The 26,290-nt window shown below is 50.8% G+C and carries 31 protein-coding genes; 12 read left to right on the forward strand and 19 right to left on the reverse strand.

Features of this window, described 5'->3' with window-relative positions; all coding sequences use genetic code 11:
- Window positions 1-130: 130 nt before the first annotated feature.
- The 3 genes from QWY30_RS14220 to QWY30_RS14230 are packed head-to-tail and all read right to left on the reverse strand — an operon-like array spanning window position 131 to window position 4,068.
- Window positions 131-1,309 (reverse strand): CaiB/BaiF CoA transferase family protein, encoded by a 1,179-nt coding sequence (locus QWY30_RS14220; protein WP_290242095.1) that lies wholly within the window; start codon window positions 1,307-1,309, stop codon window positions 131-133.
- Between the two features lie 4 nt (window positions 1,310-1,313).
- Window positions 1,314-2,459 carry an FAS1-like dehydratase domain-containing protein gene (locus tag QWY30_RS14225; RefSeq protein WP_290242097.1) on the reverse strand — a complete coding sequence of 382 codons (1,146 nt, stop codon included), beginning with the start codon at window positions 2,457-2,459 and terminating at the stop codon, window positions 1,314-1,316.
- Between the two features lie 55 nt (window positions 2,460-2,514).
- Window positions 2,515-4,068 (reverse strand): acetate--CoA ligase, encoded by a 1,554-nt coding sequence (locus QWY30_RS14230; RefSeq protein ID WP_290242100.1) that lies wholly within the window; start codon window positions 4,066-4,068, stop codon window positions 2,515-2,517.
- 144 nt (window positions 4,069-4,212) lie between these two features.
- On the opposite strand from QWY30_RS14230, the gene QWY30_RS14235 reads away from it, so the two are divergent.
- Both QWY30_RS14235 and QWY30_RS14240 read left to right on the forward strand, forming a co-directional pair.
- Window positions 4,213-4,998, forward strand: coding sequence for an IclR family transcriptional regulator (locus tag QWY30_RS14235; RefSeq protein ID WP_290242101.1), 786 nt, complete (start codon window positions 4,213-4,215; stop codon window positions 4,996-4,998).
- A 17-nt stretch (window positions 4,999-5,015) separates the two neighbouring features.
- Window positions 5,016-5,438 carry a PaaI family thioesterase gene (locus QWY30_RS14240; protein WP_290242104.1) on the forward strand — a complete coding sequence of 141 codons (423 nt, stop codon included), beginning with the start codon at window positions 5,016-5,018 and terminating at the stop codon, window positions 5,436-5,438.
- Here QWY30_RS14240 and QWY30_RS14245 read toward each other — a convergent pair.
- Window positions 5,427-6,332 carry a dienelactone hydrolase family protein gene (locus QWY30_RS14245; protein WP_290242107.1) on the reverse strand — a complete coding sequence of 302 codons (906 nt, stop codon included), beginning with the start codon at window positions 6,330-6,332 and terminating at the stop codon, window positions 5,427-5,429. The genes QWY30_RS14240 and QWY30_RS14245 overlap by 12 nt on opposite strands.
- Window positions 6,333-6,411: 79 nt before the next feature.
- On the opposite strand from QWY30_RS14245, the gene QWY30_RS14250 reads away from it, so the two are divergent.
- Entirely contained in the window at window positions 6,412-7,956 is a 1,545-nt protein-coding gene (locus QWY30_RS14250; RefSeq protein ID WP_290242109.1) for an arylsulfatase, read from the forward strand.
- A 99-nt stretch (window positions 7,957-8,055) separates the two neighbouring features.
- Window positions 8,056-9,030 (forward strand): HAD family hydrolase, encoded by a 975-nt coding sequence (locus QWY30_RS14255; protein WP_290242111.1) that lies wholly within the window; start codon window positions 8,056-8,058, stop codon window positions 9,028-9,030.
- A gap of 2 nt (window positions 9,031-9,032) precedes the next feature.
- Here the strand turns inward: QWY30_RS14255 and QWY30_RS14260 are convergent, their stop codons facing one another.
- The 3 genes from QWY30_RS14260 to QWY30_RS14270 all read right to left on the reverse strand — a co-directional run bounded on the left by QWY30_RS14260 (window position 9,033) and on the right by QWY30_RS14270 (window position 12,115).
- Window positions 9,033-10,286, reverse strand: coding sequence for an anaerobic sulfatase maturase (locus QWY30_RS14260; RefSeq protein ID WP_290242112.1), 1,254 nt, complete (start codon window positions 10,284-10,286; stop codon window positions 9,033-9,035).
- Window positions 10,287-10,295: 9 nt separating this feature from the next.
- Window positions 10,296-10,850: a lipid-binding SYLF domain-containing protein gene (locus QWY30_RS14265; RefSeq protein WP_290242114.1), complete on the reverse strand. Its 555-nt coding sequence runs from the start codon at window positions 10,848-10,850 to the stop codon at window positions 10,296-10,298.
- Window positions 10,851-11,002: 152 nt separating this feature from the next.
- On the reverse strand, window positions 11,003-12,115 hold the full coding sequence (locus QWY30_RS14270; protein WP_290242116.1) for an alpha-hydroxy acid oxidase: 1,113 nt from the start codon (window positions 12,113-12,115) through the stop codon (window positions 11,003-11,005).
- Window positions 12,116-12,231: 116 nt separating this feature from the next.
- On the opposite strand from QWY30_RS14270, the gene QWY30_RS14275 reads away from it, so the two are divergent.
- The 4 genes from QWY30_RS14275 (at window position 12,232) to QWY30_RS14290 (ending at window position 14,204) form a co-directional block, all read left to right on the forward strand.
- A complete protein-coding gene (locus QWY30_RS14275; protein ID WP_290242118.1) occupies window positions 12,232-12,951 on the forward strand; it encodes an ABC transporter substrate-binding protein in 720 nt (239 codons plus the stop codon).
- A 121-nt stretch (window positions 12,952-13,072) separates the two neighbouring features.
- A complete protein-coding gene (locus QWY30_RS14280) occupies window positions 13,073-13,399 on the forward strand; it encodes an ElaB/YgaM/YqjD family protein (protein ID WP_290242121.1) in 327 nt (108 codons plus the stop codon).
- Between the two features lie 6 nt (window positions 13,400-13,405).
- Window positions 13,406-13,855 carry a phage holin family protein gene (locus tag QWY30_RS14285; RefSeq protein ID WP_290242123.1) on the forward strand — a complete coding sequence of 150 codons (450 nt, stop codon included), beginning with the start codon at window positions 13,406-13,408 and terminating at the stop codon, window positions 13,853-13,855.
- Window positions 13,848-14,204 carry a hypothetical protein gene (locus tag QWY30_RS14290; RefSeq protein WP_290242125.1) on the forward strand — a complete coding sequence of 119 codons (357 nt, stop codon included), beginning with the start codon at window positions 13,848-13,850 and terminating at the stop codon, window positions 14,202-14,204. The genes QWY30_RS14285 and QWY30_RS14290 overlap by 8 nt, the downstream gene beginning before the upstream one ends.
- Window positions 14,205-14,216: 12 nt before the next feature.
- Here QWY30_RS14290 and QWY30_RS14295 read toward each other — a convergent pair whose 3' ends face one another.
- The 9 genes from QWY30_RS14295 to pqqA all read right to left on the reverse strand — a co-directional run bounded on the left by QWY30_RS14295 (window position 14,217) and on the right by pqqA (window position 20,778).
- Window positions 14,217-14,642 carry a universal stress protein gene (locus QWY30_RS14295; RefSeq protein WP_290242127.1) on the reverse strand — a complete coding sequence of 142 codons (426 nt, stop codon included), beginning with the start codon at window positions 14,640-14,642 and terminating at the stop codon, window positions 14,217-14,219.
- A gap of 10 nt (window positions 14,643-14,652) precedes the next feature.
- On the reverse strand, window positions 14,653-15,342 hold the full coding sequence (locus QWY30_RS14300) for a TerC family protein (protein WP_290242129.1): 690 nt from the start codon (window positions 15,340-15,342) through the stop codon (window positions 14,653-14,655).
- A 146-nt stretch (window positions 15,343-15,488) separates the two neighbouring features.
- Window positions 15,489-16,886, reverse strand: a complete 1,398-nt coding sequence (locus QWY30_RS14305; protein ID WP_290242130.1) for a sensor histidine kinase — start codon at window positions 16,884-16,886, stop codon at window positions 15,489-15,491.
- Window positions 16,867-17,535 carry a response regulator transcription factor gene (locus tag QWY30_RS14310; RefSeq protein WP_290242132.1) on the reverse strand — a complete coding sequence of 223 codons (669 nt, stop codon included), beginning with the start codon at window positions 17,533-17,535 and terminating at the stop codon, window positions 16,867-16,869. Before QWY30_RS14310 ends, QWY30_RS14305 begins: the two co-directional genes overlap by 20 nt.
- A 56-nt stretch (window positions 17,536-17,591) precedes the next feature.
- Entirely contained in the window at window positions 17,592-18,719 is a 1,128-nt protein-coding gene (gene pqqE / locus QWY30_RS14315) for a pyrroloquinoline quinone biosynthesis protein PqqE (RefSeq protein WP_290242134.1), read from the reverse strand.
- A gap of 17 nt (window positions 18,720-18,736) precedes the next feature.
- Window positions 18,737-19,015 carry a pyrroloquinoline quinone biosynthesis peptide chaperone PqqD gene (pqqD, locus tag QWY30_RS14320; RefSeq protein WP_290242136.1) on the reverse strand — a complete coding sequence of 93 codons (279 nt, stop codon included), beginning with the start codon at window positions 19,013-19,015 and terminating at the stop codon, window positions 18,737-18,739.
- Window positions 19,012-19,725: a pyrroloquinoline-quinone synthase PqqC gene (gene pqqC / locus QWY30_RS14325; RefSeq protein WP_290242138.1), complete on the reverse strand. Its 714-nt coding sequence runs from the start codon at window positions 19,723-19,725 to the stop codon at window positions 19,012-19,014. The genes pqqD and pqqC overlap by 4 nt, the downstream gene beginning before the upstream one ends.
- Window positions 19,726-19,735: 10 nt before the next feature.
- Window positions 19,736-20,650 carry a pyrroloquinoline quinone biosynthesis protein PqqB gene (gene pqqB / locus QWY30_RS14330; protein ID WP_290242139.1) on the reverse strand — a complete coding sequence of 305 codons (915 nt, stop codon included), beginning with the start codon at window positions 20,648-20,650 and terminating at the stop codon, window positions 19,736-19,738.
- Between the two features lie 53 nt (window positions 20,651-20,703).
- The gene (gene pqqA, locus QWY30_RS14335) at window positions 20,704-20,778 is read right to left on the reverse strand and encodes a pyrroloquinoline quinone precursor peptide PqqA (protein ID WP_259660981.1); all 75 of its coding nucleotides are present in this window, start codon (window positions 20,776-20,778) and stop codon (window positions 20,704-20,706) included.
- Window positions 20,779-20,895: 117 nt separating this feature from the next.
- Between pqqA and QWY30_RS14340 the strand changes: the two genes are divergently transcribed.
- The 3 genes from QWY30_RS14340 (at window position 20,896) to QWY30_RS14350 (ending at window position 23,802) form a co-directional block, all read left to right on the forward strand.
- The gene (locus QWY30_RS14340) at window positions 20,896-21,840 is read left to right on the forward strand and encodes an alpha/beta fold hydrolase (RefSeq protein ID WP_290242141.1); all 945 of its coding nucleotides are present in this window, start codon (window positions 20,896-20,898) and stop codon (window positions 21,838-21,840) included.
- Window positions 21,841-21,986: 146 nt separating this feature from the next.
- The gene (locus QWY30_RS14345; protein WP_290242144.1) at window positions 21,987-23,213 is read left to right on the forward strand and encodes a PQQ-dependent sugar dehydrogenase; all 1,227 of its coding nucleotides are present in this window, start codon (window positions 21,987-21,989) and stop codon (window positions 23,211-23,213) included.
- 4 nt (window positions 23,214-23,217) lie between these two features.
- On the forward strand, window positions 23,218-23,802 hold the full coding sequence (locus tag QWY30_RS14350) for a c-type cytochrome (RefSeq protein ID WP_290242146.1): 585 nt from the start codon (window positions 23,218-23,220) through the stop codon (window positions 23,800-23,802).
- Window positions 23,803-24,159: 357 nt separating this feature from the next.
- Here the strand turns inward: QWY30_RS14350 and QWY30_RS14355 are convergent, their stop codons facing one another.
- Window positions 24,160-24,402, reverse strand: coding sequence for a hypothetical protein (locus QWY30_RS14355; RefSeq protein WP_290242147.1), 243 nt, complete (start codon window positions 24,400-24,402; stop codon window positions 24,160-24,162).
- Window positions 24,403-24,504: 102 nt separating this feature from the next.
- Between QWY30_RS14355 and QWY30_RS14360 the strand changes: the two genes are divergently transcribed.
- Window positions 24,505-24,783 (forward strand): hypothetical protein, encoded by a 279-nt coding sequence (locus QWY30_RS14360; RefSeq protein WP_290242149.1) that lies wholly within the window; start codon window positions 24,505-24,507, stop codon window positions 24,781-24,783.
- A gap of 13 nt (window positions 24,784-24,796) precedes the next feature.
- Here QWY30_RS14360 and QWY30_RS14365 read toward each other — a convergent pair whose 3' ends face one another.
- A complete protein-coding gene (locus tag QWY30_RS14365; protein ID WP_290242151.1) occupies window positions 24,797-25,648 on the reverse strand; it encodes a TauD/TfdA dioxygenase family protein in 852 nt (283 codons plus the stop codon).
- Between the two features lie 10 nt (window positions 25,649-25,658).
- On the reverse strand, window positions 25,659-26,290 hold a 632-nt coding region (locus tag QWY30_RS14370), incomplete at its 5' end, for a Bug family tripartite tricarboxylate transporter substrate binding protein (RefSeq protein WP_290242153.1).

Below are 26,290 nucleotides of genomic sequence, written 5' to 3' on the forward strand. Positions count from 1 at the left end.
CCTGATGATATTAGAATTTTCCATACCCCATTCTAATCAAGTCGCAAGCAGCGTTGTCCCATCGCTTTCCCTAGATTGCTCTAAGTATATTTATGCTAGTTTTTCTCAGATAGAGGTAGAAGATTCGTTGTCAAATCTGAGGTGATCGAATGATTTCGTCGTTGTGCTCACCGAGTTTCGGTGGACGGCGACCGATGCTCCCTGGCGTGTCTGACAGCTTGATCGGGATACCCAGACCCTGATAGTCTGGACGTGAGATCACCATCTCGCGCGCCAGAGCATGGGGTTGTTGTAAGGCTTCCGGAATCGTGTTGACGGGACCCGCCGGCACTCCGGCGGCCATCAGTGCCTCGCAAAGTGCTGCCTTGGAAAAGTTTTGGAGTGCAAGTGCGAGCTCTCTGCGCAATGCCTGCCTGTTGGCCATACGCGTCGTATTCGTCTCGAAGAGAGGATTTTCGCTGAGATCCGCGCGGTCGATCAGTTTGCAAAAGCGCTCAAATTGCGTGTCATTGACGATGCCCAAGAACATCTGTCCATCGCTCACATCAAAACGGTCGTAGGTGGCGATATTGGGGTGCGCGCTGCCGCTCAGGGTGGGCTCTTTGCCCGATACCATCCAGTTCACCCCCTGAGGAATCAGCATGCTGAGGGCGGTATCGAAAAGCGTCGCGTCAACACGCTGTCCGCGCCCCGTGCGCTGGCGTGCGAGTAGAGCCATCAACACACCTGAAAAGGCTGTGTAGCCAGTCATCTGGTCGACGATCGGAACGCCCACACGTGTCGGGCCAGATTGAGAGTCGCCGTTGATACTCATGACGCCGCACATTGCCTGGAGAACGGCGTCATAACCGGGCAGGCCGCCGAGAGGGCCGTTCTTGCCAAAGCCAGAGATACTGCAATACACCAAGCGAGGAAATTTTTCAGCGAGAGATGTTTCGAATCCTAGTCCCCATTTTTCCATTGTGCCGGGCAAGAAATTTTCAATCAGTACGTCTGCATCAATGAGTAGCTCATGAATAATTTGCTGGTCATGAGGCTGGGATAAGTCCAGACATACACCTCGTTTGCCGCGATTCAACGCGGAAAAGTAGGCTGCTTGACCTGGCTCGACGAAGGGGGGGCCAAGTCTTCTCGTCTCGTCGCCTTGCGCGGATTCAACCTTGATGACATCAGCCCCATGGTCAGACAGCATCTGCGCGCAGAAAGGACCCGCGACGACTCGCGAGAGATCTAAAACGCGAACACCAGCCAGTGCACCTGTACTTTGAGAAGGATCAAGCCAGGCATGCGGTGTTAGATGTTCGCTCATTTTATTATCCGCGGCTGGGAAGTTCGACAATACCTGAGCCCAGAACCGACAGCTCATCGTTTTGATTATGGGCTTCTTGGGAAATTTCCACGAGGTGACGATTGCCTTCTTTATATTTGCGTACGACTTTGGCTTTGATAAAGATCATATCGCCTTCAGGGTTGTGCCGTCTAATTTTGCACTCCGCTTTGCGTAAAAATCCATCGTCACCCATCCAGTTCGTCAACTGATGCATCAACCATGAGCTTCGCTCCGGACCGTAGTCGTAAGCGCCGGGGGCGCCGACTTCGAGTGCGAAGTCCTCCTCCCAGTGCACACGCTCAGGTACATCTGGAATACCAAAACGGTTTTTGATTCCAACGCCTGGATGTGCGTCAATCAATTGCCATGCGAGCTTGTTCGCGCGAATATAAAGGCCACCCCATCCCTGAGCATAAGCAATGAACCCAGTGACGGTCATCGGACCTTTGAACAAGACAGGAAGCGCTTCTCCCTCGGTGACATCTTCCCAGTAGCGAGTATTGGCACCGCGGACCTCCTCATGGGCGTAAAGTTTGTATGCTTCTTGAATCTGTTCATCCGAATAAGTGACATGGCCTTTCTCATGGACGGATTTGTACTTCGTGCCTTTTTCTCTGGCGTGGTCTCGTTCGGTACGAAAGCACCATGTATCCGCTTCCGCCAGTTTGTCCCCGGTCTGATTAAAAAAATCGACGTGGTAGATTTGTTGAATCGCTTTGCCAGCGAAACGCGTTTCATGCTCGATGCAGTCTTTCAGATAAGACTCCGTGCTGATCGTGTCATTGCGTTTCGCATATTTGTGCCATGTCCAGTCCGAGCCAGACCACATCGCATGCACGCCGGGTAAACCGCCGACATAACCCGAGACAATACGGCTCGTGGAGTATAGGAAACTTGGCAGAGCAACGATACCGCCATGCTTGGTCTTGGCAGCATACTCAGGATCGCACCAAAGGGGGTTGTCGTCTCCGATGCCGTGGGCGTAGTGACGAATATTGTCGCGTGTGGCTTCGTAGCACCATGGCTCAGCCGTCTGACCTATTTTCACACCGATTCGACGACGCAAATCATCCAGTCCTTGTTCGGTGATTTTTGGAAAACTTCTTTGACCTACTGGGGATGATGACATGAATGTCTCCAGATGATTTGATGAGATTGAATAGATAAAAGATTAGGGATATTGTTTAGATTGAACGAGCGGACAGTTCGCGTTCGCGCAATTTTTTGCGATGAACCTTTCCAGCGGGTGTTTTGGGAAGTTCGGTGACAAATTCAATCTGCCTCGGATACTCATGCTGGCTAAGTCGATTTCGCACCAGATCTTGTATTTCATTGATGAAGACACTGTCGGACTGACGCTTTGAAACGACAAAGGCTTTGACAGATTGACCGCGAAGCGGATCAGGAATGCCGATCGCAGCAGCCTCGGCAACGTCAGGATGTTTAAGCATGGCATCTTCGATTTCAACTGCACTCATCGTCCAGCCCGCGGAGATAATGACATCATCCGCGCGCCCACCATGAAAGAAATAACCGTCTTCGTCGGTGCGACCAAGATCCTTGGTCGGGATCCATTGCCCTTTACGCCAGACTTTGAGTTCCCCCGTCACACCTGCCGGGCAGGGTTGGCCAGCAGCGTCTTGCACCTGGACTTGAGCGCCTGGAATAGCCTTTCCGAGGGATCCGTGTTTCACGGCGAAATCTGTCGCTCCGGGATAGCTCACCAGAATCACGCCAATTTCGGTGGTGCCATACATGCTGCACACTCTGATTCCAAAGGTCTGATCAATAAAATCTTCGGTTGCACTATCAATGGGTTCGCCCGTGAATGACATTTTCTCAAGGCTGTATGAGTACTGATGCGCGACACCAGCGTTTTTCATCATTCGGTAGTGTGTTGCAGCGGCTGAAATATTGGTGAAGCGATGATCTTGCAAACATTGAAGAAGACGTGGCGCATTGAACTTGCCGGCAAATGCACCGACCGTCAGCCCGAGCGCCATGGGCGCAAGCGTGCCGTGCCAGAGCCCATGCCCCCACGCAGGGGACGACGGACACATAAAACGATCCCCAGGTCTGAGGCCCGTTCCGTAAAGGGCTGCGACCATCAGCGTGACGATTGAGCGATGTTTATGTTTGACCGCTTCAGGCAGTTCGCGGGTTGTGCCCGAGGTGTACTGGAAAATAGCATAGTCGTCTGCGCGTGTGCGAGGGGTAAAAGACGTCGGGTAATGTGTCAGGAGTGACATGAATGACGCATCTGCCAAGCGTGTGCGTTTGAGTGTGTCCTGATCGACAATGCCGATTTTTTCTTCGTTCGTGATCAACATGGATGGCGCGCAGTCTTTGATGCGAAGTTGCAAGCCATCGGGTCCGAAGAGTGTGAACAGGGGAACCGCGATCGCTCCCATTTTCATAATGCCGTAAACACATGCATAAAAGGCAAGCGAGGGTTCAAGCATGACCGCCACGCGGTCGCCTGGCTTGACTTGCTCTGCCTCCAGGAAGTGAGCGACCTGCGATGAACGCGCCGACAGTTCTCGGTAGCTGATGATTTCATCAGGACCCTCAGCACGAGCAACGATCAAGGCCGTTTCATCACGATCCGCATGACGGTCTACGCATTCGTGCGCGATATTGAGCTGGTCACGATCGCCATCGAATAGTTCCCATAATTTTTCCGAAGAAAAGTATTTTTGTGCATCCGCATACGAGGTGTATTCGGTCAGCCTTTTCATGGGTTGTCTCTACATATCTTTGAAGTATTTGTTGCAAGCAATTTAACGACACCCTAGGTTATTGTCAAATACAAATATTTATTGTATTAGTACAATAAATTGAAATAGAATTTATGAACGCTATGATCGAGAGGAAGATTGAAAATGGTGAAGGGCAACAAAGAAACGACGGACGCTCCGCGCATTCGGCCCGTCCCTGCCGTGTCAAGAGCAATCGCAATATTAAGATTGCTGGGTAAGACGCGTATACCGATGGGCGTCAATGCGATTGCGCATGCGCTCAATATCGTTCCAAGCACCTGTCTGCACATTTTGCGTGCGTTGACGGAAGAAAAGCTGATTTCTTTTGATTCGACCAGTAAGCATTATCGGTTGGGGGCTGGGATGCTGACTTTGGCGCGCAGCGCCATTGAATCAAATGTATTTCCAGTACTTGTGCAGCCTGCGCTTGATCGGTTGTCGACGCAGTGGGGCGTGACTGCGATTGGTGTCGATGCGAGTGACCCAGACCAGATGGTGGTGGTGGCACTATCTCGCTCGAATTTGCCGTTTCGATTGCATGTGGATGTCGGGAGTGTGTTTCCATCGTTGTTGAGCGCGACTGGCCGACTGGTCGCAGCGTTTGGCGATCAGCCCGAATCAGAACTAAAAAAACGCTTTCAAAAGCTGCGTTGGGACAAGCCTTTAGATTACAAAATCTGGCAAAAGGAAGTAGAGTTTGCGAAAAAAAATCGATACAGTATTGATAAGAATACCTATATTGCAGGTATCACCATTGTGGCCGTTCCTGTTCTGACGCCAAACGGAAAGATCACTCACACGATTGTTTGCGCAAGCCTAATGGATGCGCTCAACAAATCTCAGCTCGTCAAACTTACAAATGAAATGCAAGCTCAGGCACACAAAGTCGCAGATCACTTGTTTACTTGAAAAGATAAGGTACGCAGATGGTTCAAATCTATAAACCCGAAGAGCAAGGTTGGAAGCTGCTTCGGTCAGAAGGTTTCATGTCAACGATTGGACCACTTTGGTCCAGAAAGAGGGAGCAGAGCTGGGAGTATGGCTTGCATCTTGAACCTCAGCACCAAAACCCGCTTGGAATCGCGCATGGCGGCATGTTGGTGACGATGATCGATCAGGCATTCAGTATGATTGCATGGAGTGCTTCGGGGCGTCAGCCTTGTGCGACGATCCATTTGGATACGCATTTTCTTTCGCCCGCGAAAGCGGGGGATTTCCTGGTCGCGCGTGTAAACATCACCCGACAAACCTCTACGCTTATTTTTTTGCGCGGCTCATTGATTGTTGATGACAGAGAGATCATGAGCGCGCAGGGGGTGATGAAAATCATCCAACGTTCATCTGACTAGCGTCGATTGTTGTTCTAGTAATTTTCTCAATATTTCATACGCCTCTTGGCGGGAACTTGGATGCGCGCCTACGTGAACCCCTTGGCCTGGATTCACGCCATTCGGGACATCTTTGCGCAAACGGACAGAACCAGTCGGGTTGTCAAAGCCGTGGTAGGCCTCAGGGTAGACATACACACGAGCGTCGCTATGCTTGCCTAAATCAATACAGGGTTGAGCGGGTGTCCAGTCATCGAGTTTCCCAAGAAACAATGTCAAAGGCACATGAGTACGATATCCACGCGCAAGTTGAGCCGAACATCCCGGATAAAAGGCTACAGCTTGATCAACAAGAGTCGTCACATTTTCGATTGGTTGCCGCGTGAGATTTTTTGGAGAGGCTTCAATTGTTTCAAGTACAGTCGTGCCGCCATTTGACCAACCTAGTAATACGGTTTTCAGCACAGTTTTTTGATCTTGACCTGACTCGCTAGAAAACCAATCCTGTTCTTTGACCCATTGCGCTGTGGCTAAAACATCTGCTTTACGATTGGATTGTTTGATCGTTCTATCTACAAATTTTTGAGTGCATATCTCTCTTCGACCGCGAGTGGTAAAGCTGTCTGGAAAAACTGCGATCCAATCATGCCGGTTGGCAAATTCGGCCATCGCGGCGTGTCGGGCAGATAATTTGTCACCATTTTTTGTGTTGGTCGACAGTAAGCCGCCGCAGCCATGGAGTGCGATCAGTACGCCTTTTGGCGTATTTGGAGGGGTAAAGACATGCACCAAAATGTCGGTTTGGTTGGGTATAGGCAACACTACCTGATATGCCCGCTCAGCCGCATAAACATTGGCGATTATGGCTGGAATATAAAAAATCGCAGACAAGAAAAGATATTTGAATTTTGACAATTGTGTTCCAATTAATGGGCGTGATATGCCCTGTTAATGATTCAATCAAAAAGTCATATCCGACCTACGGAGATTAAATATGAAATTTACGTTAAAGAAAAGCACAATGGCTCTGGCCATGGCCGCTGGTGCTCTCCTGTCTACTCAGGCATTGGCACAAAAGCAACCAAATATTCTGATCCTTTGGGGCGATGATATTGGCCAATTCAATATCAGTGCCTATAACCATGGAATGATGGGCTACAAGACGCCCAACATTGATAGTATCGCCAAGCAAGGTGCGCTCTTTACCGACTGGTACGGACAGCAGAGCAGTACTGCAGGCCGCGCGGCATTCATCACGGGTCAGTCACCCATCCGGACAGGTTTGACAAAAGTTGGCTTGCCCGGGACCCCAGAGGGTATGCGCAAAGAAGATCCGACACTCGCCACATTATTAAAGGCGCGTGGTTACAAGACTGGACAGTTTGGCAAGAATCACCTCGGTGATCGTGACGAAATGCTGCCGACTGCACATGGTTTTGATGAGTTTTTCGGCAACCTGTATCACCTGAATGCGGAAGAAGAACCTGAGAATCCAGACTACCCGAAAGATCCGGAGTTCAAAAAGAAATTCGGTCCTCGTGGCGTGATACATAGCTTTGCCGGCGGTCCGATCAAGGATACAGGTCCTCTGACACGCAAGCGCATGGAAACGATTGACGATGAGGTGATGGTCAAGACACTTGACTTCATGGAGCGCGCTAAAAAAGAGGACAAGCCCTTCTTTATTTGGTGGAACTCTACACGCATGCACATCTTCACGCATCTGAAGGAGTCCTCAAGAGGCAAGACTGGCTTGGGGGTCTATGCGGATGGTATGGTTGAGCACGATGGGCATGTTGGCCAGATTCTCGCCAAGCTTAAAGAGCTCGGTCTCGATGAAAACACCATCATCATGTACTCGACTGATAACGGTGCAGAGACTTTCACATGGCCTGACGGTGGTACGACCATGTTCCGCGGTGAAAAGAATACAAACTGGGAAGGTGGCTACCGTGTCCCTGCGATGATCAAATGGCCAGGTGTCATCAAGCCAGGTACTGTGAGTAACGACATCGCCGCACACGAAGATATGCTGCCAACATTGCTGGCTGCCGCAGGTGACAAGACTGTCAAGCAGGATCTCCTCAAGGGACGCAAGGTCGGTGACATGACTTATAAAGTCCACCTCGATGGTTACGACCTCGGTCCAGCATTGAAGGGCGAGCAAAAGACCTGGCCACGCCGTGAGTTTATCTACTGGACGGATGATGGTAGCGTGGCTGCCTTGCGTTACGACAACTGGAAGGTCACTTTCCTTCAGCAAGAGGCAGAGGGACTTGAAGTCTGGCAAAAACCCTTCACTGTTTTGCGTGCCCCGGCCCTGACAAACTTGCGTATGGATCCCTTCGAGCGCGCTCAGCAAGAGCATGCAATGGGCTATCAGCGCTGGTATCTTGACCGGATGTTCGCGATTGCTCCAGCAGGCGCCTATGTTGGCAGGTGGTTACAGAGCTTCCGCGAGTTCCCACCTCGCCAGAAGCCCGGTAGCTTTAACCTTGACCGTGTCATGGAGTCTGTGACCCGCTCCCAACAAAACTAAGCAACACAGATGTGTTGAAACGAGCGTAACCAAGGTAGACTAACTCCGCCCTGAACAGGCGGAGTTTTTTTATGCATTCTACAAATGGACGGCAATGACATGAAGAAGTTGGTGACGGGTATTTTGTTGTTTTTCACGATCCATGCTTTTGCGCAAGGGCTTTTGCCTTCGTGGAATGAGGGCCCAAGCAAACAGGCCGTGTTGAATTTCATTGAAACAACCACGACTGAGGGAAGCCCACAGTTCGTGCCGTTAACCGAGAGAATTGCGGTTTTTGATAATGATGGAACTCTGTGGAGCGAACAGCCGATCTACGTCCAAATCGCTTTTACATTTGATCGCATCAAGGCGCTTGCGCCCAAGCATCCCGAATGGAAGACGCGACAACCTTTCAAGGCGGTATTAGAAGACGATCTGCAGGGAGTCTTGGCAACGGGACAAAAAGGGCTCTTTGAACTGATTGCGGCGACGCATGCGGGGGTCGATACTGAAACCTTCCGCGGTATCGTCGAGCACTGGTTGAAGTCTGCGCGCCACCCTAAGACAGGTCGACCTTACACCGAAATGGTTTACCAGCCCATGCTTGAGCTCTTAACCTACCTTGAGACACGCGGTTACAAGACCTATATTGTCTCCGGAGGCGGGGTTGAGTTCATGAGGCCTTGGACAGAGATGGTGTACGGCATCCCTCCAGAACGTGTGATTGGCAGTTCGATTAAGACGAAATTTGAAATCGTAGATGGCCAACCCCGCCTGGTCGGACAGCCAGAGCTGCAGTTTATCGACGATGGCGCGAATAAGCCGGTCGGCATTCAGGAGCGTATCGGACGCCGCCCTGTAATGGCTGTTGGAAATTCAGATGGTGATCGTGAGATGCTGTTGTGGACAACCGCAGGTCAAGGGCCTCGATTTGGCATGTTGATTCATCACACCGACGACGTGAGAGAGGTCGCCTACGACAGGGACTCGTTAATCGGCCGCCTGAACGACGCACTCGACCTTGCTCCCAGCAAAGGTTGGATTGTCGTGGATATGAAGCGCGAGTGGAAAGAAATCTTTCCACCTCAGAAATAAACTTATTCAGGTAGGCGGCCGAGATGTCTCAGAATACGGATGACATCCGGCCCGATATGGTCGTAGAAGTGATAGAGTCCTGAGCAGAGATAGTTCATCCCAACTTCACCATCGCGACTCTTGATGAGTCGGTTTTTGGGACATTCCCCCCAGCATAGTTGCAGGTAGTCACAACTGCGACATTGTTTGGGTAGTGTGTCGCGTTTATCCATTCCGAACTTCTCCTGTGCAGGAGAAAAGGCCATGTCGCCGAGATGTGTCTGAGCGATATTTCCTAGGCGATATTCAGGATAAACAAAGTGATCGCAGGAGTAGACTTCTCCGTCGTGCTCGACAGCAAGCCCTTTGCCGCAAAATTCCGCCTGTGTGCATGTTTGAGCGGGGAGTCCACTTGCCTGGGCGATCGCAGTTTCAAACAGGTTGACGTGAATGCGTCCAAAATCTGTAGCAAGCCATTCATCCCAGACGCCCGACAAAAAATGACCATAGTCATCCGGATCGACTGACCAGTCCGTCACAATCGATAAGGGGTGACCTGGTTTGGCGCGTGGAGAGTCCTGCAAGGGTGCAGTCGAAAAATCCATCTTGCCTGGTGCAGATTCTTTGAAGGCTTTCGGCTCGACAGCGGGATTGAACTGAACCCGCCAGCTTCCGACTTCGTCCACCAGAAAACGATATACCTCTTTAGGATGTTTTGCATTGGCGCGATTGACGACGCATAAAGCCGCAAAGGATACTTCTGCGGCAACGAGTTTGCGCGCGGCATTCATCACCAAATCAAACGTCGGCTTATTGTTGCGCGTTTTACGATATAAATCGTGCAATTCGCGTGGACCGTCAATGGATAGCCCGACATGGAAATTATGTTTCTTAAGAAACGAAATCCATTCGTCATCGAGCGCGATACCGTTTGTCTGGAGATCATTCTCAATCCGCTGCCCAGGCTTTGCATACTTGGCTTGCAGTGCAACGACACGCTCATAAAACGCTAATCCCATCAATGTGGGTTCACCACCTTGCCAGGAAAAAACAACTTGTTCTCCGGTCTGACTTTCAATGTACTGGCGAATGTGCTGCTCAAGCGTTGGATCGTCCATCCGAGCGTGCGGCTTATGCTCGAGCAAGTCAGTCTTATGGAGATAAAAGCAGTAATCGCAATCGATATTGCACTCCGCGCCGGACGGTTTGTTCATCGCGTGGAAGCGATAGTGCCGGCCAGCGGGAAGCGCAGGAAGTTTGAGTTCAGGTTTTTGCACAGACCGTACTTACTTGTTGATTTTGGTGATTTTATTACCCTGAATACCAACGCCGGCCATTAAGCCTTTTTGGCTAAATACGAAGGCATAGATATCTTTTTGAACGGTGGTGGTCGTCGTCGAGTTTCCCATGCCTTGATCGATCACAACAATGCTTGGACCCACGCCGACTTCAAAGCCTTGCGCAACGTTCAGGGCATTGATGGCTTCCTCTTTCATAAAAAACATGGCATACCCATACTCTTGGGCGCCAGCCTGAAAACCGAATGATGCACCACCTGTATTGTAAAAAGCGGCTGCTTTGTCACCGCGCCACAACACGCCTTCACCATATTGCCCACCAATCATGAAGCCGGCTTTTTTAACGCTGGGAAAAACCAAAACGGCAGCTGCTTTAGTGCTTAATTCTTTGGCGATCGCATTTTGTGAAATGAGCGCATTGAGCGCTGCCCACGAACTACGCTCGAGTGCGGCGCGTGTTTCTGCGTGCGCGCTGACACTAAACAAAGCGGTGATTGAAATGGATAGCGCGAAGAGGATATTGCGAAGAGAAATGTTCAGCATGATTGGAGTGTCAATATATGGGGTAGAAAGTCGCTGACGTATTGCGATCCACGACTCCCCGAGAGTCGCTCAGAATACACGCAACTTTAATAATTGGATACTGTGGTCAATCTGGTCTATGGTGTACGCCAATCGACGTGTTTGCTCCGCACTTAGTAAAAGGATTTCTCATCGATCGAAAGAAGGGGAAAGGCACTGAGTGCGCCTGAAGGTTCGAGCGCAGTGGTGGCGCGAAGATATGAACCGTCAAGCTCTTTTAATGAATTCACGCCCAATAATCCCAGACAAATATTGACCTCAGCCTCAAGTAATTCAAGTGTGCGAACCAATCCCGCGCTTCCATCGGCTGCGAGGCCGAAGCATTGCATGCGACCGATACCCACCATGTCGGCTCCGGCTGCAATTGCTTTCACGATATCGCTTCCCCGGTTGATGCCACCGTCGACAATGACAGTTGCACGCTTATTAACAGCCTTGACAACCTCAGGGAGTACATCCATGGAGCCCAGGCCGTGATCGAGTTGTCGACCCCCATGGTTCGAAACATAAACCATATCTACGCCATGCTCTACAGCTAATGCTGCATCCTCAGCGGTTCCGATGCCCTTCAAAATGAGTGGTACTTTTAGTTTTGATTTCAGGCGATCGACGTCCTTCCAAGTTAATCTGGGCTGATGTTCACGTCCAGGAACTGTATGGCGTCGAATATTTCGTTTGGCGAGATCCCTTTCGCGTCGACTATAGTGCGCGGTGTCGACAGTCAGGCAAAAGGCTGCATTACCCGCGGCTTCGGCGCGAGCAGCGATTTCATCGACCCAGGCTGGGTCGCCATGGACGTAAAGCTGGAACAGGCGTAGCGCATCAGGGGCTGCACGCTGAACGGCCTCGATTCCGGGCTCGCATACAGAACTCAGCATGTGCGAGACACCGAACTCACCCGCCGCGCGTGCCGCTGCGGCGCCTGCTTCGGGAGCAAAAAGCTCCAGACTGCCGACAGGAGCAAGAATGATCGGCAGGCGCAGCTTACGTCCCAGGAACGTGGTCTCTCCAGAAACATGACTCACATCTCTAAGTACGCGCGGACGAAAGGCGAGGGCATCCAGTGCTGCTCTGTTGCGACGCAAAGTTGTTTCGGTTTCAGTACCGCCGACAATGTAGTCCCAATGATCGTGATTGAGTTTTTGCCGTGCTTTCTGAATAATTTCGTGCAGTGTTAAAAAAGCGTGTTGTGTTGCAGGGTGAGATGTCTGTTTTGGGGTTGTCATTTTGTATGAGCGGCCAGCTTTCTTCTGTGAATGGTTTACCATGAAGTTAGGCGGCGCGATGTCATTTGTCAACTCTGCCAGAGAGCAAACAACACCTAATTTTTTGGATCAAATCAATGAGTCAAGATTTACTTTCACAGATCGCGCCTACGGGTAAGCTGCGGGCAGGTATCAATCTACTTAATTTTTTGCTTGTAACAGGCAAGAGCGCTGACGGCATGCCAGAGGGTGTGGCTCCAGATATGGCACGTGCGATCGCTGAAAAACTGGGCGTTCCCCTTGAGCTTGTTCCTTATGCTACGCCAGGAGAGTTGGCGGATGCGGCGCTTGATGGCGCATGGGATATCGGATTGATTGGATCTGAGCCGGCTCGTGCTGAAAAAATTGATTTCACGGCAGCATATGTTGAAATCGAAGCGACCTATCTTGTGCCGGCTGGCTCTACCTTACGGCATGCGAGCGAGGTAGACCAGCCAGGTAACCGCATTGCGGTCGCCTCCAGAAGTGCGTATGACTTGTGGCTCGTCCGGAATATCAAGCACGCAACCTTGATGCATGCTGATGGATTCGAGGCCACACTCGATTTGTTCCTCACTCAGAAACTGGAAGCCATGGCGAGTTTGAAACCCGGATTGCTCAACGATGTGGAAAAGGTTCCCGGCTCACGGATTTTGGAGGGGAAATTTACCGCAGTGCAGCAATCTGTCGGTGTGCCAAAAGGTCGGACGCTAGCCGCGCAGTGGTTACAAGAGTTTGTTCAACAGGCAAAGGCATCGGGATTTGTAGCTGAACTCATTGCAAAACACCATGTCAAAGGTCTGTCAGTCGCTCCTTGACTCACAAACCGCATAATAATGCCCTAAGTCGTATGTTTAATGGCCTATAACTAATTAAATAGAGACAGCAGCACGGAACTTGTATTTAATGAAGGCTAGCAGTTCATTGATGGAGAGCACTATGAAACAGACTAAAGCAATTGAACACGAAGCTTCTGCCCAGGAAAAATTACTCGAGGGTATGAAGGCTGCATTGGATGAAGCAGAAGGTTTTCTGCGTGATGCCGCCGCTGCGAGTGGCGAGCAGGCCCAGGAATTGCGCGCCAAGGCTGTTGAGTCCTTGCGTGCGACCCGCGAGGCACTGCATGACACCAAGCTTTCCGTTATCCGCGAAGGTAAACGCGTGGCACGCGAAGCCGATGAATATGTGCATGACAATCCATGGCAAGCGGTCGCGGCTGCCGGTGTGATTGGATTGTTAGTCGGTCTACTTGTCAGCCGTCGCTAGATCGCGATGGGTGTTCGTGAAAATCTAAGCGTCGTGGCGAGTGATCTCGTCGCGATGCTTCGCACGCGCGTCGAACTTTTCAGTGCGGAGCTTGCTGAGCAAAAACATCGTCTATTTACGCTCGCCGGACTTCTATTCGCCGCCGGGCTTTTTTTGCTTCTCGCAGTCGTTGTTTTTTCTTTTTTGTTCATCGCTTATTTTTGGTCAACCGATTATCGTTATTGGGCGATCGGCGGCCTGTCCCTGGCCTATGCAATCATTGGCTTTGGTTTGATCTGGACCGTGTGTCAGCGCCTGAAATCAGAGCCCACACCTTTTTCGGCGACACTCGAAGAACTCCACCGGGATATCGTGGTACTCAGCAGTCTGCACGACTCTTTTGCCCGCGGTTTGAGGGGGCCGGATTCAGGCAGTCAAGATGATGCGGGTCATCGAGATGGAGGACACCATGAGTGATCGGCGAGAAATCGTTCCTGCCAGGTTGGCACGTATTGAGTTTTTGCGTGCACGCGCTGCCTATGAGCGTGAGGCGCTGACGTTTCATACCACTCAGCTCGGGAGCGAGCTGAGCCCTAGAAACTGGTTGAGTGGGCTGTTGCGTGCTGGACGCGCTTCCACTAAAAATGGCCATTCAAGCGTAGCGAGTGTACTTGGTCAGAGTTTTTCGCTCGCAGCTCAATATCCTTACATTACCGCAACCGTTTCCTCATTACTCATTGGCAAACGTTGGCGCTGGCTCAAGTGGGCAGGTCTCGGTTTAGGTATTTGGCGTGCTTATTCCGAAACGACAACACGCAAAGAGTGAGTTAAAAATACTCTAGAGAACTTCGCAATGTTTTTCTGATTGCCTCAATTGCGACTCGATGCGCCCATTCAGTGTGCCAAACAGCACATCCAAAATTCCGCCATTTGATGTAGGACCCAGGACGATCTGGGGGCAATAGTAATCTTTTGCAAACTTGACTATTTCCGTGACTTTGTCGCCTGTTCTGATGTGCAAGTTGTACGGTACGTTAGCCGCGTCGAGAGCACGCTGTATAGGGGCGAGTGACTTTGCGGCATCTTCGTCTCGAAACATGGTCAGATCTTTTTTTGAAAAGAAGAGATTGACCAAGTTCGTATAACGCGGTTGAACACTCAACAAGTGCACCCGGATGTGCTCCCGCAGGTGAATTTTTTGCAGATAGTTCGCGAGCCAAGCAACATCATGCCCCCGCTGAACGGGAACCAAAATATTGGCCATCTTTGACGTCCTAGGCAACGCTGGGAGCGGGGTGTCTCGAGGCCAGCCACTTTCCTGCAGCGATGACTAGCACGACGCACATTGCCGGAACAATGTAGTGCAAATAATTTGCATTCGCTTCAATCCAGCCAGAGACTGAGCTGTCACTGACTAGCATTTCGCCAGCCACCCAGCCTAATAGCCCTGCGCCGAGTGTGATGATGACAGGAAAGCGCTCCATCAACTTGAGGATCAGTTGGCTGCCAAAAATAATCAGAGGAATGCTGATCCCTAAACCTACAACTAAAAGGACAACGTTATCTTTCGCGGCAGCAGCTACACCAAGCACGTTATCAAGACTCATGATGAAGTCGGCGACGATGATGGTCTTGATGGCGGCCGATAAATTTGAGTGCGCATCGGGACCATGGCTATCATCGTTTGAATCAAGCATGCTCGCACCAATCCAGAGAAGAGCAAGGCCGCCGACGAGTTTCAAGAAAGGCAAGCTCAGCAGCATGACGGCAAAGAAAGTCAGCACAATCCGCAGAACAATAGCGCCTACGCTACCAAACAAGATAGCGCGCTGTTGCTGTTTGGGAGGTAGAGAGCGACAAGCCAGTGCGATCACAACAGCGTTGTCACCACTTAACATGATGTTGATGATGATAATTTGAACCAGAGCAACCCAAAATTCACTGGTATAGAACATTTCTAGCATCGCAGCTCCTCTAATCTCGTCGGCATCGACTGTGCCTTGATCAATTGAGCGCAAGCGTAGCAAAGCAGGGTTACAGAAAGCTATTCTGTAGCTGACTGCTGGATATCTGAAACATTACAGAATGATTACTAAAAATAAAAAGGCGTTTATTTTCCGTTAGTTGAAGCATCCGCGGGGAACACAATACTGAAGACATTTCCTTTGCCGTCGATGTGATCCGGTTGAATGGATATTGTGGCTTGATGGGCTACAGCGATTTCTTTTGCGATCGCAAGACCTAACCCGCTTCCGTCACCAATACCCAATAGGCGATGAAAGCGTTCAAAAATTAGTTTTTTCTCATCCTCCAGGATCATTCTCGCATCGTCACTGATCGTGACCGTTGGAAGAGGCGCTGCAAGAATTCGGATTGTGACCCGACCCTTTGGGGGACTGTAGCGTATGGCGTTATCAATCAAATTATCGAAGAGGTCTTGGAGACGGTTTAGATCGCCGTAAACATGAACAGGATGGGCGCAGGCTTCAAATCCCAAGTCGATATTGTTTTTAAGCGCTTGCGGTACCCAGCTTGTTGAGATATCAAGAACCAGATCATTCAAGTTTATTTTTTGCAGCTCAATCGGGCGTGTTTGTGTGATATCGTTTTCTGCCAGAACAAGTAGCTGTGAAACCAGGCGAGACATTCGTTCTACGGCGCGATTCAGCTGGAGAATGATACTTTCACGTTCGGAGGGGGATTTGCTGCGCGCCAAGAGTTCTACATAGGCATTCAGCGCAGAGACCGGTGTCTTGAGTTGATGCGCTGCGTCTGCGATAAATCTTGATTGTGAAACGAGTACATCATCCAGACGCTGCAGCAGTGCGTTAATCGAGGTCACCAGCGGGATGACCTCCCCCGGGACCGTTGACTCGTCCAGCGGGCTTCGGTCGCGATGAGACCTGAGTGCAATAGATCTTTGTAAGTTCTTGAGAGGTAGAAGCCCTTTGGTAACGCCAAGACGTACTAGTATACCGACTAGAATAATGAGGAGAATCTGCGGCAGTACGACGATTGTAATGATGTCGCGTGCCATTTCCTTTCTCTTCACATAGGTTTCGGCAACGCGTAGGATAGATCCATCGGGCTCACGCTTCGGAAGTTGAACAATTCGAACTTCATCTCCGTTCACGTGGGAATCGTAAATCTCGATGTTTCCCCGGACAACTAGGGGGGGGTGATTGGGTTTCGGAAGCGCTTGACCACTGATGACTTCTCCCGATTTCGAGCTCAATTCAAAAAATATTTTGTCTTGAGGATCTTGAAGCAAAAGTCTCCGCGCAACTTCAGGAAGGTCGAGATAGATACCCGCATCATTCGTTCGCACTTGTAGACTGAGTTCATGTGCAATTTCTATAAGCGCTTTGTCATAGGCGTCGCGTGAAAAACGATCGGCTAAAACAAAGCCAATCGCGCTATCAAGCGCGAGTAAAAGGAGAAGCGGATACAGTAACCACCGAAGTAGTTGTGTGCGAAGCAGCAGTCTTTTAGGGTGCGTGATCGACAAGATAGCCCATCCCTCTGATGGTCTGGATATTGCAGTTTGAATGCTCAAGTTTTTTTCTCAGGCGATGGACGAGAACCTCGATGGCATTGCTAGCCATCCCTTCCTCCCATCCATACAACTGATCAATAATCTGTTGTTTCGTGACCACTCGACCCACGCGCATGAACAGTAACTCAACGAGCGCGAACTCGCGTGAGGTGAGATCAATCGCTTGGTCTTGGCAATAAAGACGACGGCCAACCAAATCAATGCGCAGGTTGCCGTGAAAAATTTCGAGTCCGGCCGGAGAGTGCGCTCTTCTGATGAGTGCGCGCACCCGAGCTTCCAATTCAAAGAGGTGAAAGGGTTTGCTTAGATAGTCATCCGCGCCCAAATCTAATCCGGTGACACGATCCTGGATGCTGTCGCGTACACTCAGCATGAGTACTGGCAGCTCGGAGCGCTTTTGACGGAGCCTTCGCAAGACCTCCAAACCGTCCAGAACGGGCAATCCGATATCAAGAATCAAAAGATCGTATTCTGCTGACATCAAAGCATTTACTGCCGCACCACCATCTTTGGCGATCTCGACCAGATGGGCGTTTTGCGAAAGCGTCCGATAAATAGCATCGGCCAGCATTTCGTCGTCTTCGGCCACTAAGATGCGCAAATTGAATATCCTTAGATCTGGCTCATCAGGGGAGAGCTTGCTATGTACAAGTTATTTTAGCCCGCGTAACGTTTCGAGTTTGCATCAGTCCTGAAGATCAGAGGAAACTCTTGCGCGACAGGTTCCAAATCCCTTTTTTCCGCTTCGCCGATTGCAAGCTTCACCACATGGTGATTGGGAGATTTGCTGCAGACTGGATCTGTAGCCGCGGGGTCGCCAGTCAATAAAAATGCCTGGCAACGGCAGCCACCGAAATCTTTCTCTTTTTCTGAGCAGGAGCGACAGGGCTCCTGCATCCAGCTGTCACCACGGAAAAAATTGAAGGCTTGACTGTCATACCAAATTTCGCGGATCGAGTGGTCTTTGACATTTGGAATGTCGAGCCCGGGAAGCTCTCTTGCATTGTGACAAGGCAGCGCAGCGCCGTCGGGTGCGATATCCAGGAAAATCGATCCCCACCCATTCATGCAAGCCTTTGGACGCTCTTCAAAATAATCGGGCACCACGAACAACAGTTTGCACTGTTTGCCAATTTTTTCACGATAGGCGTTCACTGTGGCTTCAGCGGCAACGAGTTGTTCACGCGTGGGTAAAAGCTGCTGGCGATTTTTCATTGCCCAGCCGTAGTACTGTGTATTGGCGAGTTCCAGATACTCTGCTTCCAGAGCCAACGCCATGTCGATGATTTTGTCGACGTGGGGAATGTTGTGTCGATGCAAGACGACATTCATCACCATGGGATAGTCGTATTGCTTGATCAAACCGGCTACTTTCTTTTTCAATTCGAAAGTCTTTGTACTACTCAGAAAATCATTCATCTCCTGAGTCGAGTCTTGGAAGGATAGCTGGATGTGATCGAGTCCCGCCTGTTTGAGCGAGGCAATCCTTTTTTCGTTGAGTCCGACACCGGAGGTGATGAGATTTGTATAGAAACCGAGTTTTCTGGCTTCGGCCACGAGCTCGTCTAGGTCGTCACGCAGCAAAGGCTCGCCACCGGAAAAACCAAGTTGAGCCGCACCCAAAGCACGCGCCTCTCGCATGACGCGAATCCACTCCGCGGTGCTCAGCTCGTTTTTGATGTTTGCGTAGTTCACCGGGTTGTAACAAAACACGCAATGCAACGGGCAGCGATAGGTCAGTTCAGCGAGTAACCAGAAGGGTGGATTGATGGCAGGCTGAATCATATGCGTTCGTCTAAATCCTATTGGATCCAGTTTTTTTCGAACGCCGCGCGTAGCATGCCCTCGACGGGATCTCGTAAATCTTTTTCGCCAAAGGCTTGTTCAAGTTCGGAGATGAGTTCGTCAAGAGTGTGCTCTCCGTCGCAGCGTTTCAGAATCTCGGCCGCACTCAGATTGAGCTTGACCATGCCCTCTGGATATAAAAGAACATAGGCTTGCTGCGCCTCTTCCCATTGCAGGCGAAATAGCCGGTTGAGTCTTGGACGTTCTGGGAGTGACTCCGGAGTCTCATAGCTCATTTTGGATAGGCTCTCTCAATTGCATCCAGCATCGACCAGAGAATGTCGAGTTTGAATTGCAAGATATCGAGCGCACGCTCTTGTTGAGCCCGTGTGGTGAAGTGATTCAGTGTGACTTCTAGCCCGTGGTCGACATCTCTTTGCGCCAAGGGAATACGAGACCGAAAGTAATGCAGTCCATCAGCTTCGATCCATGGATAGTGAGTCGGCCATGTCGCGAGCCTGTCTTTGTGAATTTGTGGCGCGAACATTTCCGTCAGAGAAGAACAGATTGATTCTTGCCAGGGCTGTTGGCGCGCGAAATTGACGTAGGCGTCACAGGCGAACTTGACCGCGGGTTCCACATGCTTCAAGGACCAAAGCATATCGCGCTCCAGTCCGACAGCGAGTCCGAGTCGTGTCCATGCTTCGAGTCCACCGCATTCGGTATCGGTTTTATATTCGCCAAAGCCATCGTGATCCAATATTCTCGAAATCCATCTGCGCCGCGTTTCGCGATCCTGGCAGTTGGACATGATGGCAGCGTCTTTGATCGGGATAATCCACTGGTAATAAAAACGATTCAGCACCCAGCCCCGAATCTGTTCTTTAGAACATTCACCTGCGTTCATTTTCACATTGAACGGATGATGAATATGGTAGCTCTGGCCTTTTGCGCGAAGCTGGGCTTCGAATTCTTCGCGACTCCAGGGGGCTTTGTTTGTGGTCATAGTCGAATCTCTATGTTTCTATCAGCATGCCATCGTAGGCGACTTCGATGCCAAGAGCTTTGAGCTGCATGGCTTGCGTCGAGTCTTCGCGCAGGATAGGGTTGGTATTGTTGATATGAATCAGAATGCGTCGTTTGTTTGAATAAGGCGCTAACGCCTCGATCATACCCCCGGCGCCTGTTTGAGCGAGGTGCCCCATATCGATTGCGCGCTTTGAGGACAAGCCGGAACTGATCATTTCATCATCCGTCCAAAACGTCCCATCGACGAGCAGGACGTCAGCCTCTTTCATCGCCTGTTCGACTTGAGGTTCAATCATGCCAAGACCGGGGGCATAAAAAACTTTTTGACCGCTTGCGAGATCAGTGATCAGCAAGCCAATGTTGTCGCCTGGATGCGGGTCGTGGCGATGGGGAGAATAAGGAGGCGCTTTGCTTGAAAGCGTAATCGGTTTGAAAGCGATGCCCTCGATCTGCGGGATGCTGAAGCTTTCTTGATCGGGACGAATGAGGCGCTGATCCACAGTGCAGTAATGTGCCAGTGTCTTGACCAGCGGCAGTCCGGTTGTCAGATCGTCAAAAACTTGTCGCGTCGCATAAATAGGTAAGGGCGAGTTTCTTTCCCGCAGCATCATGAGCCCGGTCACATGATCAACCTGTGCGTCCATCAAGACAACAGCAGCGATTCCGCTGTCGCGTATCTGTCTGGCAGGTTGCAGGGCTGGTGTGTTTTTGATCTGGGTCAGAATATCCGGGGATGCATTGATGAGCGCCCAATCCTGAGAGCCATTACCAACGATGATCGAAGACTGAGTTCGCGCCTGTGCTTTGATACTACCTTGGCGCACGCCCGAGCAGTTCAGGCAGTTGCAATTCCATTGAGGAAATCCTCCGCCGGCAGCGGAGCCTAACACGCGTATTTGCATCACAACTCAAAAGAAGAAAGGCCGGGACTTTCGTCGCGGCCTTTTAAAAACGATTAGCGATTGGCGATGTACATTGTGATTTCAAAACCAAAACGCAGATCGATTGCTGATGGTGTTTCCCATTTCATAGCGGTCTCCAGAAGTACGGTTAATGGACGGTCTCGCAACGCCAATGTTTGGCATTACGCATGAGTATATAGAATCAACGCAATTTCATCTATTAACTTTTTTAAAATGTTAACCACATGAAAACTAAGCTATTTCCCGAGACACCGCCCCGGGCTCAGGGGTGGCTTGCGGTGGGCGGCGGGCACGAGATCCACTGGCAGACTAGTGGTAATCCCGAGGGTGCCCCTGTGGTTTGGTTGCACGGCGGGCCGGGCAGTTCGGCGAGTCCGCTGCATCGCCGATTTTTCGATCCTGAGGCCTTCTGGATCATCCAGTTTGATCAGAGAGGTTGTGGACGCAGCCGTCCTCAGGGGGGAATCCAGCAGAACGAAACCCGAGATTTGATCGCGGATATTGAGCGCTTGCGCACGCATTTCGGGCTATCGGCATGGAGCGTTGTGGGCGGCTCATGGGGTGGGGCGCTCGCGCTGCTCTATGCGATGTCGCATCCAGAGCGCATTGAAAGAATGTTGTTGCGCAGTCCATTTTTGTGCACTCCAGCAGAAATTGAAAATTTCATGGAGTCCCCCCCCACGGCTTGTCGGGAGCGTTGGCTCAGTTTGAAATCCCTGGTGCCTGTGGACTCCGGCCAGACTGTTCTCGAATATGGTTACCAAGTCTTTTGTATGGAAAACAATTTCACTGAACAGGTGCGGCTGGCACAGGCTTGGGCGGCCTACGAAACAGCGATGAACGTTTATCCTGCGCAGGCTCCCGTATTGGGTCCTCTCGATGAATCGGCTCTGATCGCGCGCTATCGGATTCAGAGCCATTACCTGAAGCATCATTGTTTTGTTCGGACGGATCTTTTGGCTGGCTCTCACGCCCTGAAAGAGATCCCCTTGACTTTGGTTCATGGAGACTCGGATGCGCTCTGTCCTTTTGCCAACAGCCAGGCCATCCAGCGCGCGGTGCCTCATGCAAAGCTCGTTCGCGTGGACAATGCGGGACATGACCTCACAGATGCTGGGGTATTGGCGGCGACACTTGTCGAACTCGGGCTGTGGCGTGAGTGCAGCTAGGATTCATCACGACTTAATTCGGCCTGTTTTGTTCCAGGCGGAATCAAGCGATAAAAAAATTTCCGTAAGCTTTCAATTCTAGTAATATCGCCAAGTAGGTTCAAAAAAGATGAGCTTTTTAAACATCAAACGTCACGGAGACGACTGTGAATAATTACTTGCGCGCTATAAGCGGCCTGGGATTAGCCCTGGCCTTTGGAATGTCTGCTCAAGCGCAGACCGCTGCACCCGCTGCTCCCGCTGCAGCCCCCCCACCAGCCTGGAAACAGGGTATGCCTGCTTCGATGGCCAACTCTACCTTGGCACCTTTGCCGGCCAAATTGACTGCCACCAAGGCAGCTGATGTGCCAATCGACAAAATCAAATTACCACCTGGTTTCAAGGTCGAAGTCTGGGCGGATAGCATCCCAGGCAGTCGTGCCATCGCTGAAGGTGAGGGTGGTAAGTATTATGTCGGTACACGTCCACTGGGTCGTATTTATGAGATTACCGATGACGGCAAAACGCGTACTTCGCGGGTGCTGATTGACAAACTCAACCAGCCAACTGCGACTTATAAAGACGGATCCCTCTACGTTGTTGCTGTGGACAAAGTTTTGCGATTCGATGACATCGTAAAAAATCCCAATGCGACTCCCGTCGATCTGACAGCCAAGTTCAACTTCCCGCCTCTGCCCCATCACAACTGGAAGTACGTGGCGTTTGGTCCCGATGGCAAGCTGTATGTTCCCTTTGGTGCGCCTTGCAACATTTGCGAGTTGCCCACGCCTGAGTACGCGCAGATCCGTCGCTACAACGCGGATGGTTCTGGAATGGAAGTTCTGGCAACCGGTGTGCGCAACACGGTTGGCTTTGACTGGCACCCAGTGACCAAAGAACTCTGGTTTAGTAACCATGGTCGTGACTGGATGGGTGATGACACACCAAACGACACGATGAACCGTTTGAAGCTCAAGGCTAACTACGGATTCCCTTATTGCCATCAGGGCAACTTGCCAGATCCTGATATTAAAAAAGCGGATGCGTGTTCCGGTGTTGAGCAGCCTGTCGCGTTGATGGGACCCCACGCTTCATCAATGGGTGTCAAGTTTTACACGGGCGACATGTTTCCTCCCGAGTACAAAAACGTCTTGTTCAATGCTCGTAAAGGCTCTTGGAACCGTACCAAGAAAATCGGCTTTGATGTGGTCACAGTGCGTGCCGATGCGGATGGCAAGAACGCCAAGGTTGAACCATTCATGACAGGCTTCATGAACGAGGCTGACCAGTCATGGTGGGGTCGTCCTGCCTACCTGCATCAAATGAAAGACGGCTCGCTGTTGGTTGCGGATGAGCAGAACGGCGTCATCTATCGCGTGACTTATCAAAAGTAATTCCATGCGAATGTTGTCTGCATTACGAGTCGTTGCATTGTTGGGAGCGGTCCTTGTGGCTGCTCCCGCAGCGCTCGCAGAGATCTCCGCACAGCGCTTGGCGCTGTGCGCGGGTTGCCATGGCGCGGATGGAAATTCCCAGCAAAAGGGTATTCCTTCATTGGCTGCACAACCCAAACTGTTTTTGGAAAATCAGCTCGTCCTCATCCGTGAGGGGGTACGTGACGTGCCTTCGATGAAAGGGATGCTCGATGGCGTCGCGGACGCCGAAATTTCTGCGCTCGCGCAACTTTATTCCGAGAAGTCACTCGCTCCTGTACCGACCGATAAAGATGCAGCAGTATTTGCACGAGGCGGCAAACTTGTTGAAGGTATGCGCTGCGGCATTTGTCATCTACCGACATACCTGGGTCGCGACCAAATCCCCAGACTTGCAGGGCAACGCGAGGATTATTTGTTGCACAGCATGCAGCAATTCAAAAACAATCAGGCGGTCGGCCGTGACTCCAACATGGCTGCTTCAGTCTACGGCGTTTCTGATCAGGATCTCCAAGATATCTCGTACTATCTGGCTCGAATCACTCCGTAGTTTTATTTGCTGTGATGGATTGGCTTTGACAGAATTCCAACACAAAAATGGCATCTAAGTACTATTCAAATAGTCTAAATGAAATACAAAAAACAATAAAAATCTAATAATTCCTTGTAACATCCAGCTGTTCCATGCACTATTGACCCATACATTTACTGTTTTGGTGCAAGTGCAGCCGTGTCAAAAGTAACTTTTCCTACTCCCCACATCCTGGCAATCTGGTTCAACTCGTTGAACATCAGCATCGCGCTGATTGTTTTTGGCTTTGCGCTGACTGTGCCGCTCGTGTGGGCAGCAGACTATTCGGAAAACAACAGAATAGGATCTCGTGAATCCAGAGTTGAGGCTGTGGAATCAGGCAGCCCACAGTTTGTAAAGCAGGCTGGCGATTAACAAAAGAGAGAACAAACCAAAAGCAATTTGAATGTTGCGCGCGTGATCTTCTGCCAGACCGGGGATGAGTTTGTCTCTAATCCATCCGGCAACGAAAGCCCAGCCCGCGCCCATGACGAGTGCAATCAGAACGGCAGTACCAAGTGAGATGAGGTCAAGAGTTTGAGCGCGAATGACTTTATCGAACTGAATAGCAAAACTCATCAGCGAGCAGACAATCCAGGTGTTTCGAGTGAGCATAGGTTGTGTGTAGCGCAGTGCTAAAGGTTTTACCGAGGACCTCAATATTAATATAAGGAGATTGTGATGAAAAAACTTATTCTTGCTTTGTTCGCAGCGTGTGTGATGGTTCCTGCTTATGCGCAAACAGCTGCGAGCGCCTGTGAAGCGAAGGCTGTCAGTAAGGAGGGAAAACCTCTGACGGGTGCGGCAAAAAATTCATTCATGCAGAAATGCGAGCGTGAAACAGGCGCTGCTTCCAAGGCTGCAGCATGTGAAGCCAAAGCATTGAGCAAAGATGGCAAGCCCCTGTATGGCGCAGCTAAAGACGCCTCAGTTAAAAAATGCGTTGCAGACGCGTCTTAATCCAACGTAGTCATTAGGCCAGAGCAGGCGTAAGTGCGACACCCTTGATCATCAAGCGGTAAAGAAAGCGCTTTTGCTCTGGATCATAATCCGCGTTCGCTTGATGCATGACGGCTTGGTTATCCCAAATCACCATATCTCCGACTCGCCACTTGTGACGATATTCGTAGCGTGTGTGGGTGGCTCGACGATAAAGGTCTTCGATCAGGGCGTAACCTTGGTCGGGGTCCATCCCGTCTATTCCTTCCATACGGCCGGTATTCAGATATAGCGCAGGGCGACCACTTCCCGGGTGCTTGATCACGAGAGGTTGAAGGGCCGTAGGTATCTTTGCAAGATCCTCTGGACTGAGTTTAGTCAGCTCACGAGGACTGCGACTACTTTGGTGGACGTGCAAAGAGTAAAGGTTTCTGATTTTCTCTTTCAGCGTTGTGGGCAGATCATCGTAAGCTTGCCTGACATCGACAAACTGCGTGTCGCCGCCGCTTGGTGGAACTTGAAGTGCGTGCAGGGTTGTGGCTTTTGGAGGGCATCTTTCGTTTGAGTGATCCGTATGATAATTTTCGCCGCGAACCTGTAACTTGCCATTTTTACGCGGTAGATCATCTGTCGAATTGCAGCCGACCATTGGATAATCTGGCAATACATACTTTTTGAGTTGCTGATCCATCAGCTCCCCAAAGTTTTCAGCAGCGGCCATGAATTGTGGTGGAGAAAGAGACTGGTCACGAAAGACCAGTACGGCATAGCGTGCCAGTAACGCATTGAGTTCACGCTTGATGTCAGGGTTCTGGGGCGCTGAAAGATCGAGACCGCTGACTTCTGCGCCAAAATCAGGTCGGATGGGTGTGACGGTTAAGCTCATCATTGTCTCGTTATTGCTCAGTAATCCCAGTTTGTTTTGCCACTTCAGCCCAACGTTTCAAGCCATCGTGAACGAGTTTGGTAAAGTCGGCTACGCTCATGGGCTTGGTCTTGCCGCCATCTGTAGCCAGAAATTTCACCAGCTCATCGGACTTGAGGGCTTGATTCACAGACGCATTAATAAAAGATTGGGTTTTAGGATCCATGTTGGCGGGACCGAGTAGCCCCCACCACTGCTGAATCTCATAGCCCGGAATACCAGCCTCTTGAAAAGTGGGTAGCTCGGGAGCCGCCTCTGAGCGTTGTGGACTTGTCACCGCAATTCCTCTCAACGTGCCGTTTCTTAATTGAGGCAGGACCTGCGTCATACTTCCAATCGAAAACTCGATATGACCGCCCATGGTGTCTGTCATGGCAGGGCCGCCACCTTTGTACTGAACGGCACCCATGTTGTTGCCCAATGCCTGACTGAGCATGACCCCGGCAAAGTGCTGGATGCTGCCCACACCTGTCGCACCGTAGTTCAAATTGGGCGTACGCTTCAGATAAGCGAAGTACTCTTGCGCGTTTTTGCCTGGAGCGTTCGGTTTGGCAGCCAAGACCAGAGGGACTTCCCCGATCATGGCGACGGGAGTGAAATCCC

The sequence above is a fragment of the Zwartia panacis genome, assembly GCF_030410395.1.
GTDB lineage: Bacteria > Pseudomonadota > Gammaproteobacteria > Burkholderiales > Burkholderiaceae_B > Zwartia > Zwartia panacis.

What these genes read in the sequence shown, in the direction of transcription:
- QWY30_RS14285 (WP_290242123.1), top strand. Translation starts at nt 13,406, where the DNA reads ATGGGTGTTCGTGAAAATCTAAGCGTCGTGGCGAGTGATCTCGTCGCG.
- pqqD (WP_290242136.1), bottom strand. Translation starts at nt 19,015, where the DNA reads ATGAGCTATGAGACTCCGGAGTCACTCCCAGAACGTCCAAGACTCAAC.
- QWY30_RS14235 (WP_290242101.1), top strand. Translation starts at nt 4,213, where the DNA reads ATGGTGAAGGGCAACAAAGAAACGACGGACGCTCCGCGCATTCGGCCC.
- QWY30_RS14360 (WP_290242149.1), top strand. Translation starts at nt 24,505, where the DNA reads ATGAAAAAACTTATTCTTGCTTTGTTCGCAGCGTGTGTGATGGTTCCT.
- QWY30_RS14255 (WP_290242111.1), top strand. Translation starts at nt 8,056, where the DNA reads ATGAAGAAGTTGGTGACGGGTATTTTGTTGTTTTTCACGATCCATGCT.
- QWY30_RS14275 (WP_290242118.1), top strand. Translation starts at nt 12,232, where the DNA reads ATGAGTCAAGATTTACTTTCACAGATCGCGCCTACGGGTAAGCTGCGG.
- QWY30_RS14265 (WP_290242114.1), bottom strand. Translation starts at nt 10,850, where the DNA reads ATGCTGAACATTTCTCTTCGCAATATCCTCTTCGCGCTATCCATTTCA.
- QWY30_RS14300 (WP_290242129.1), bottom strand. Translation starts at nt 15,342, where the DNA reads ATGCTAGAAATGTTCTATACCAGTGAATTTTGGGTTGCTCTGGTTCAA.
- QWY30_RS14220 (WP_290242095.1), bottom strand. Translation starts at nt 1,309, where the DNA reads ATGAGCGAACATCTAACACCGCATGCCTGGCTTGATCCTTCTCAAAGT.
- QWY30_RS14225 (WP_290242097.1), bottom strand. Translation starts at nt 2,459, where the DNA reads ATGTCATCATCCCCAGTAGGTCAAAGAAGTTTTCCAAAAATCACCGAA.
- QWY30_RS14340 (WP_290242141.1), top strand. Translation starts at nt 20,896, where the DNA reads ATGAAAACTAAGCTATTTCCCGAGACACCGCCCCGGGCTCAGGGGTGG.
- QWY30_RS14290 (WP_290242125.1), top strand. Translation starts at nt 13,848, where the DNA reads ATGAGTGATCGGCGAGAAATCGTTCCTGCCAGGTTGGCACGTATTGAG.
- QWY30_RS14350 (WP_290242146.1), top strand. Translation starts at nt 23,218, where the DNA reads ATGCGAATGTTGTCTGCATTACGAGTCGTTGCATTGTTGGGAGCGGTC.
- QWY30_RS14230 (WP_290242100.1), bottom strand. Translation starts at nt 4,068, where the DNA reads ATGAAAAGGCTGACCGAATACACCTCGTATGCGGATGCACAAAAATAC.
- QWY30_RS14240 (WP_290242104.1), top strand. Translation starts at nt 5,016, where the DNA reads ATGGTTCAAATCTATAAACCCGAAGAGCAAGGTTGGAAGCTGCTTCGG.
- QWY30_RS14355 (WP_290242147.1), bottom strand. Translation starts at nt 24,402, where the DNA reads ATGAGTTTTGCTATTCAGTTCGATAAAGTCATTCGCGCTCAAACTCTT.
- QWY30_RS14365 (WP_290242151.1), bottom strand. Translation starts at nt 25,648, where the DNA reads ATGAGCTTAACCGTCACACCCATCCGACCTGATTTTGGCGCAGAAGTC.
- pqqC (WP_290242138.1), bottom strand. Translation starts at nt 19,725, where the DNA reads ATGACCACAAACAAAGCCCCCTGGAGTCGCGAAGAATTCGAAGCCCAG.
- pqqB (WP_290242139.1), bottom strand. Translation starts at nt 20,650, where the DNA reads ATGCAAATACGCGTGTTAGGCTCCGCTGCCGGCGGAGGATTTCCTCAA.
- pqqE (WP_290242134.1), bottom strand. Translation starts at nt 18,719, where the DNA reads ATGATTCAGCCTGCCATCAATCCACCCTTCTGGTTACTCGCTGAACTG.
- QWY30_RS14280 (WP_290242121.1), top strand. Translation starts at nt 13,073, where the DNA reads ATGAAACAGACTAAAGCAATTGAACACGAAGCTTCTGCCCAGGAAAAA.
- QWY30_RS14250 (WP_290242109.1), top strand. Translation starts at nt 6,412, where the DNA reads ATGAAATTTACGTTAAAGAAAAGCACAATGGCTCTGGCCATGGCCGCT.
- QWY30_RS14295 (WP_290242127.1), bottom strand. Translation starts at nt 14,642, where the DNA reads ATGGCCAATATTTTGGTTCCCGTTCAGCGGGGGCATGATGTTGCTTGG.
- QWY30_RS14270 (WP_290242116.1), bottom strand. Translation starts at nt 12,115, where the DNA reads ATGACAACCCCAAAACAGACATCTCACCCTGCAACACAACACGCTTTT.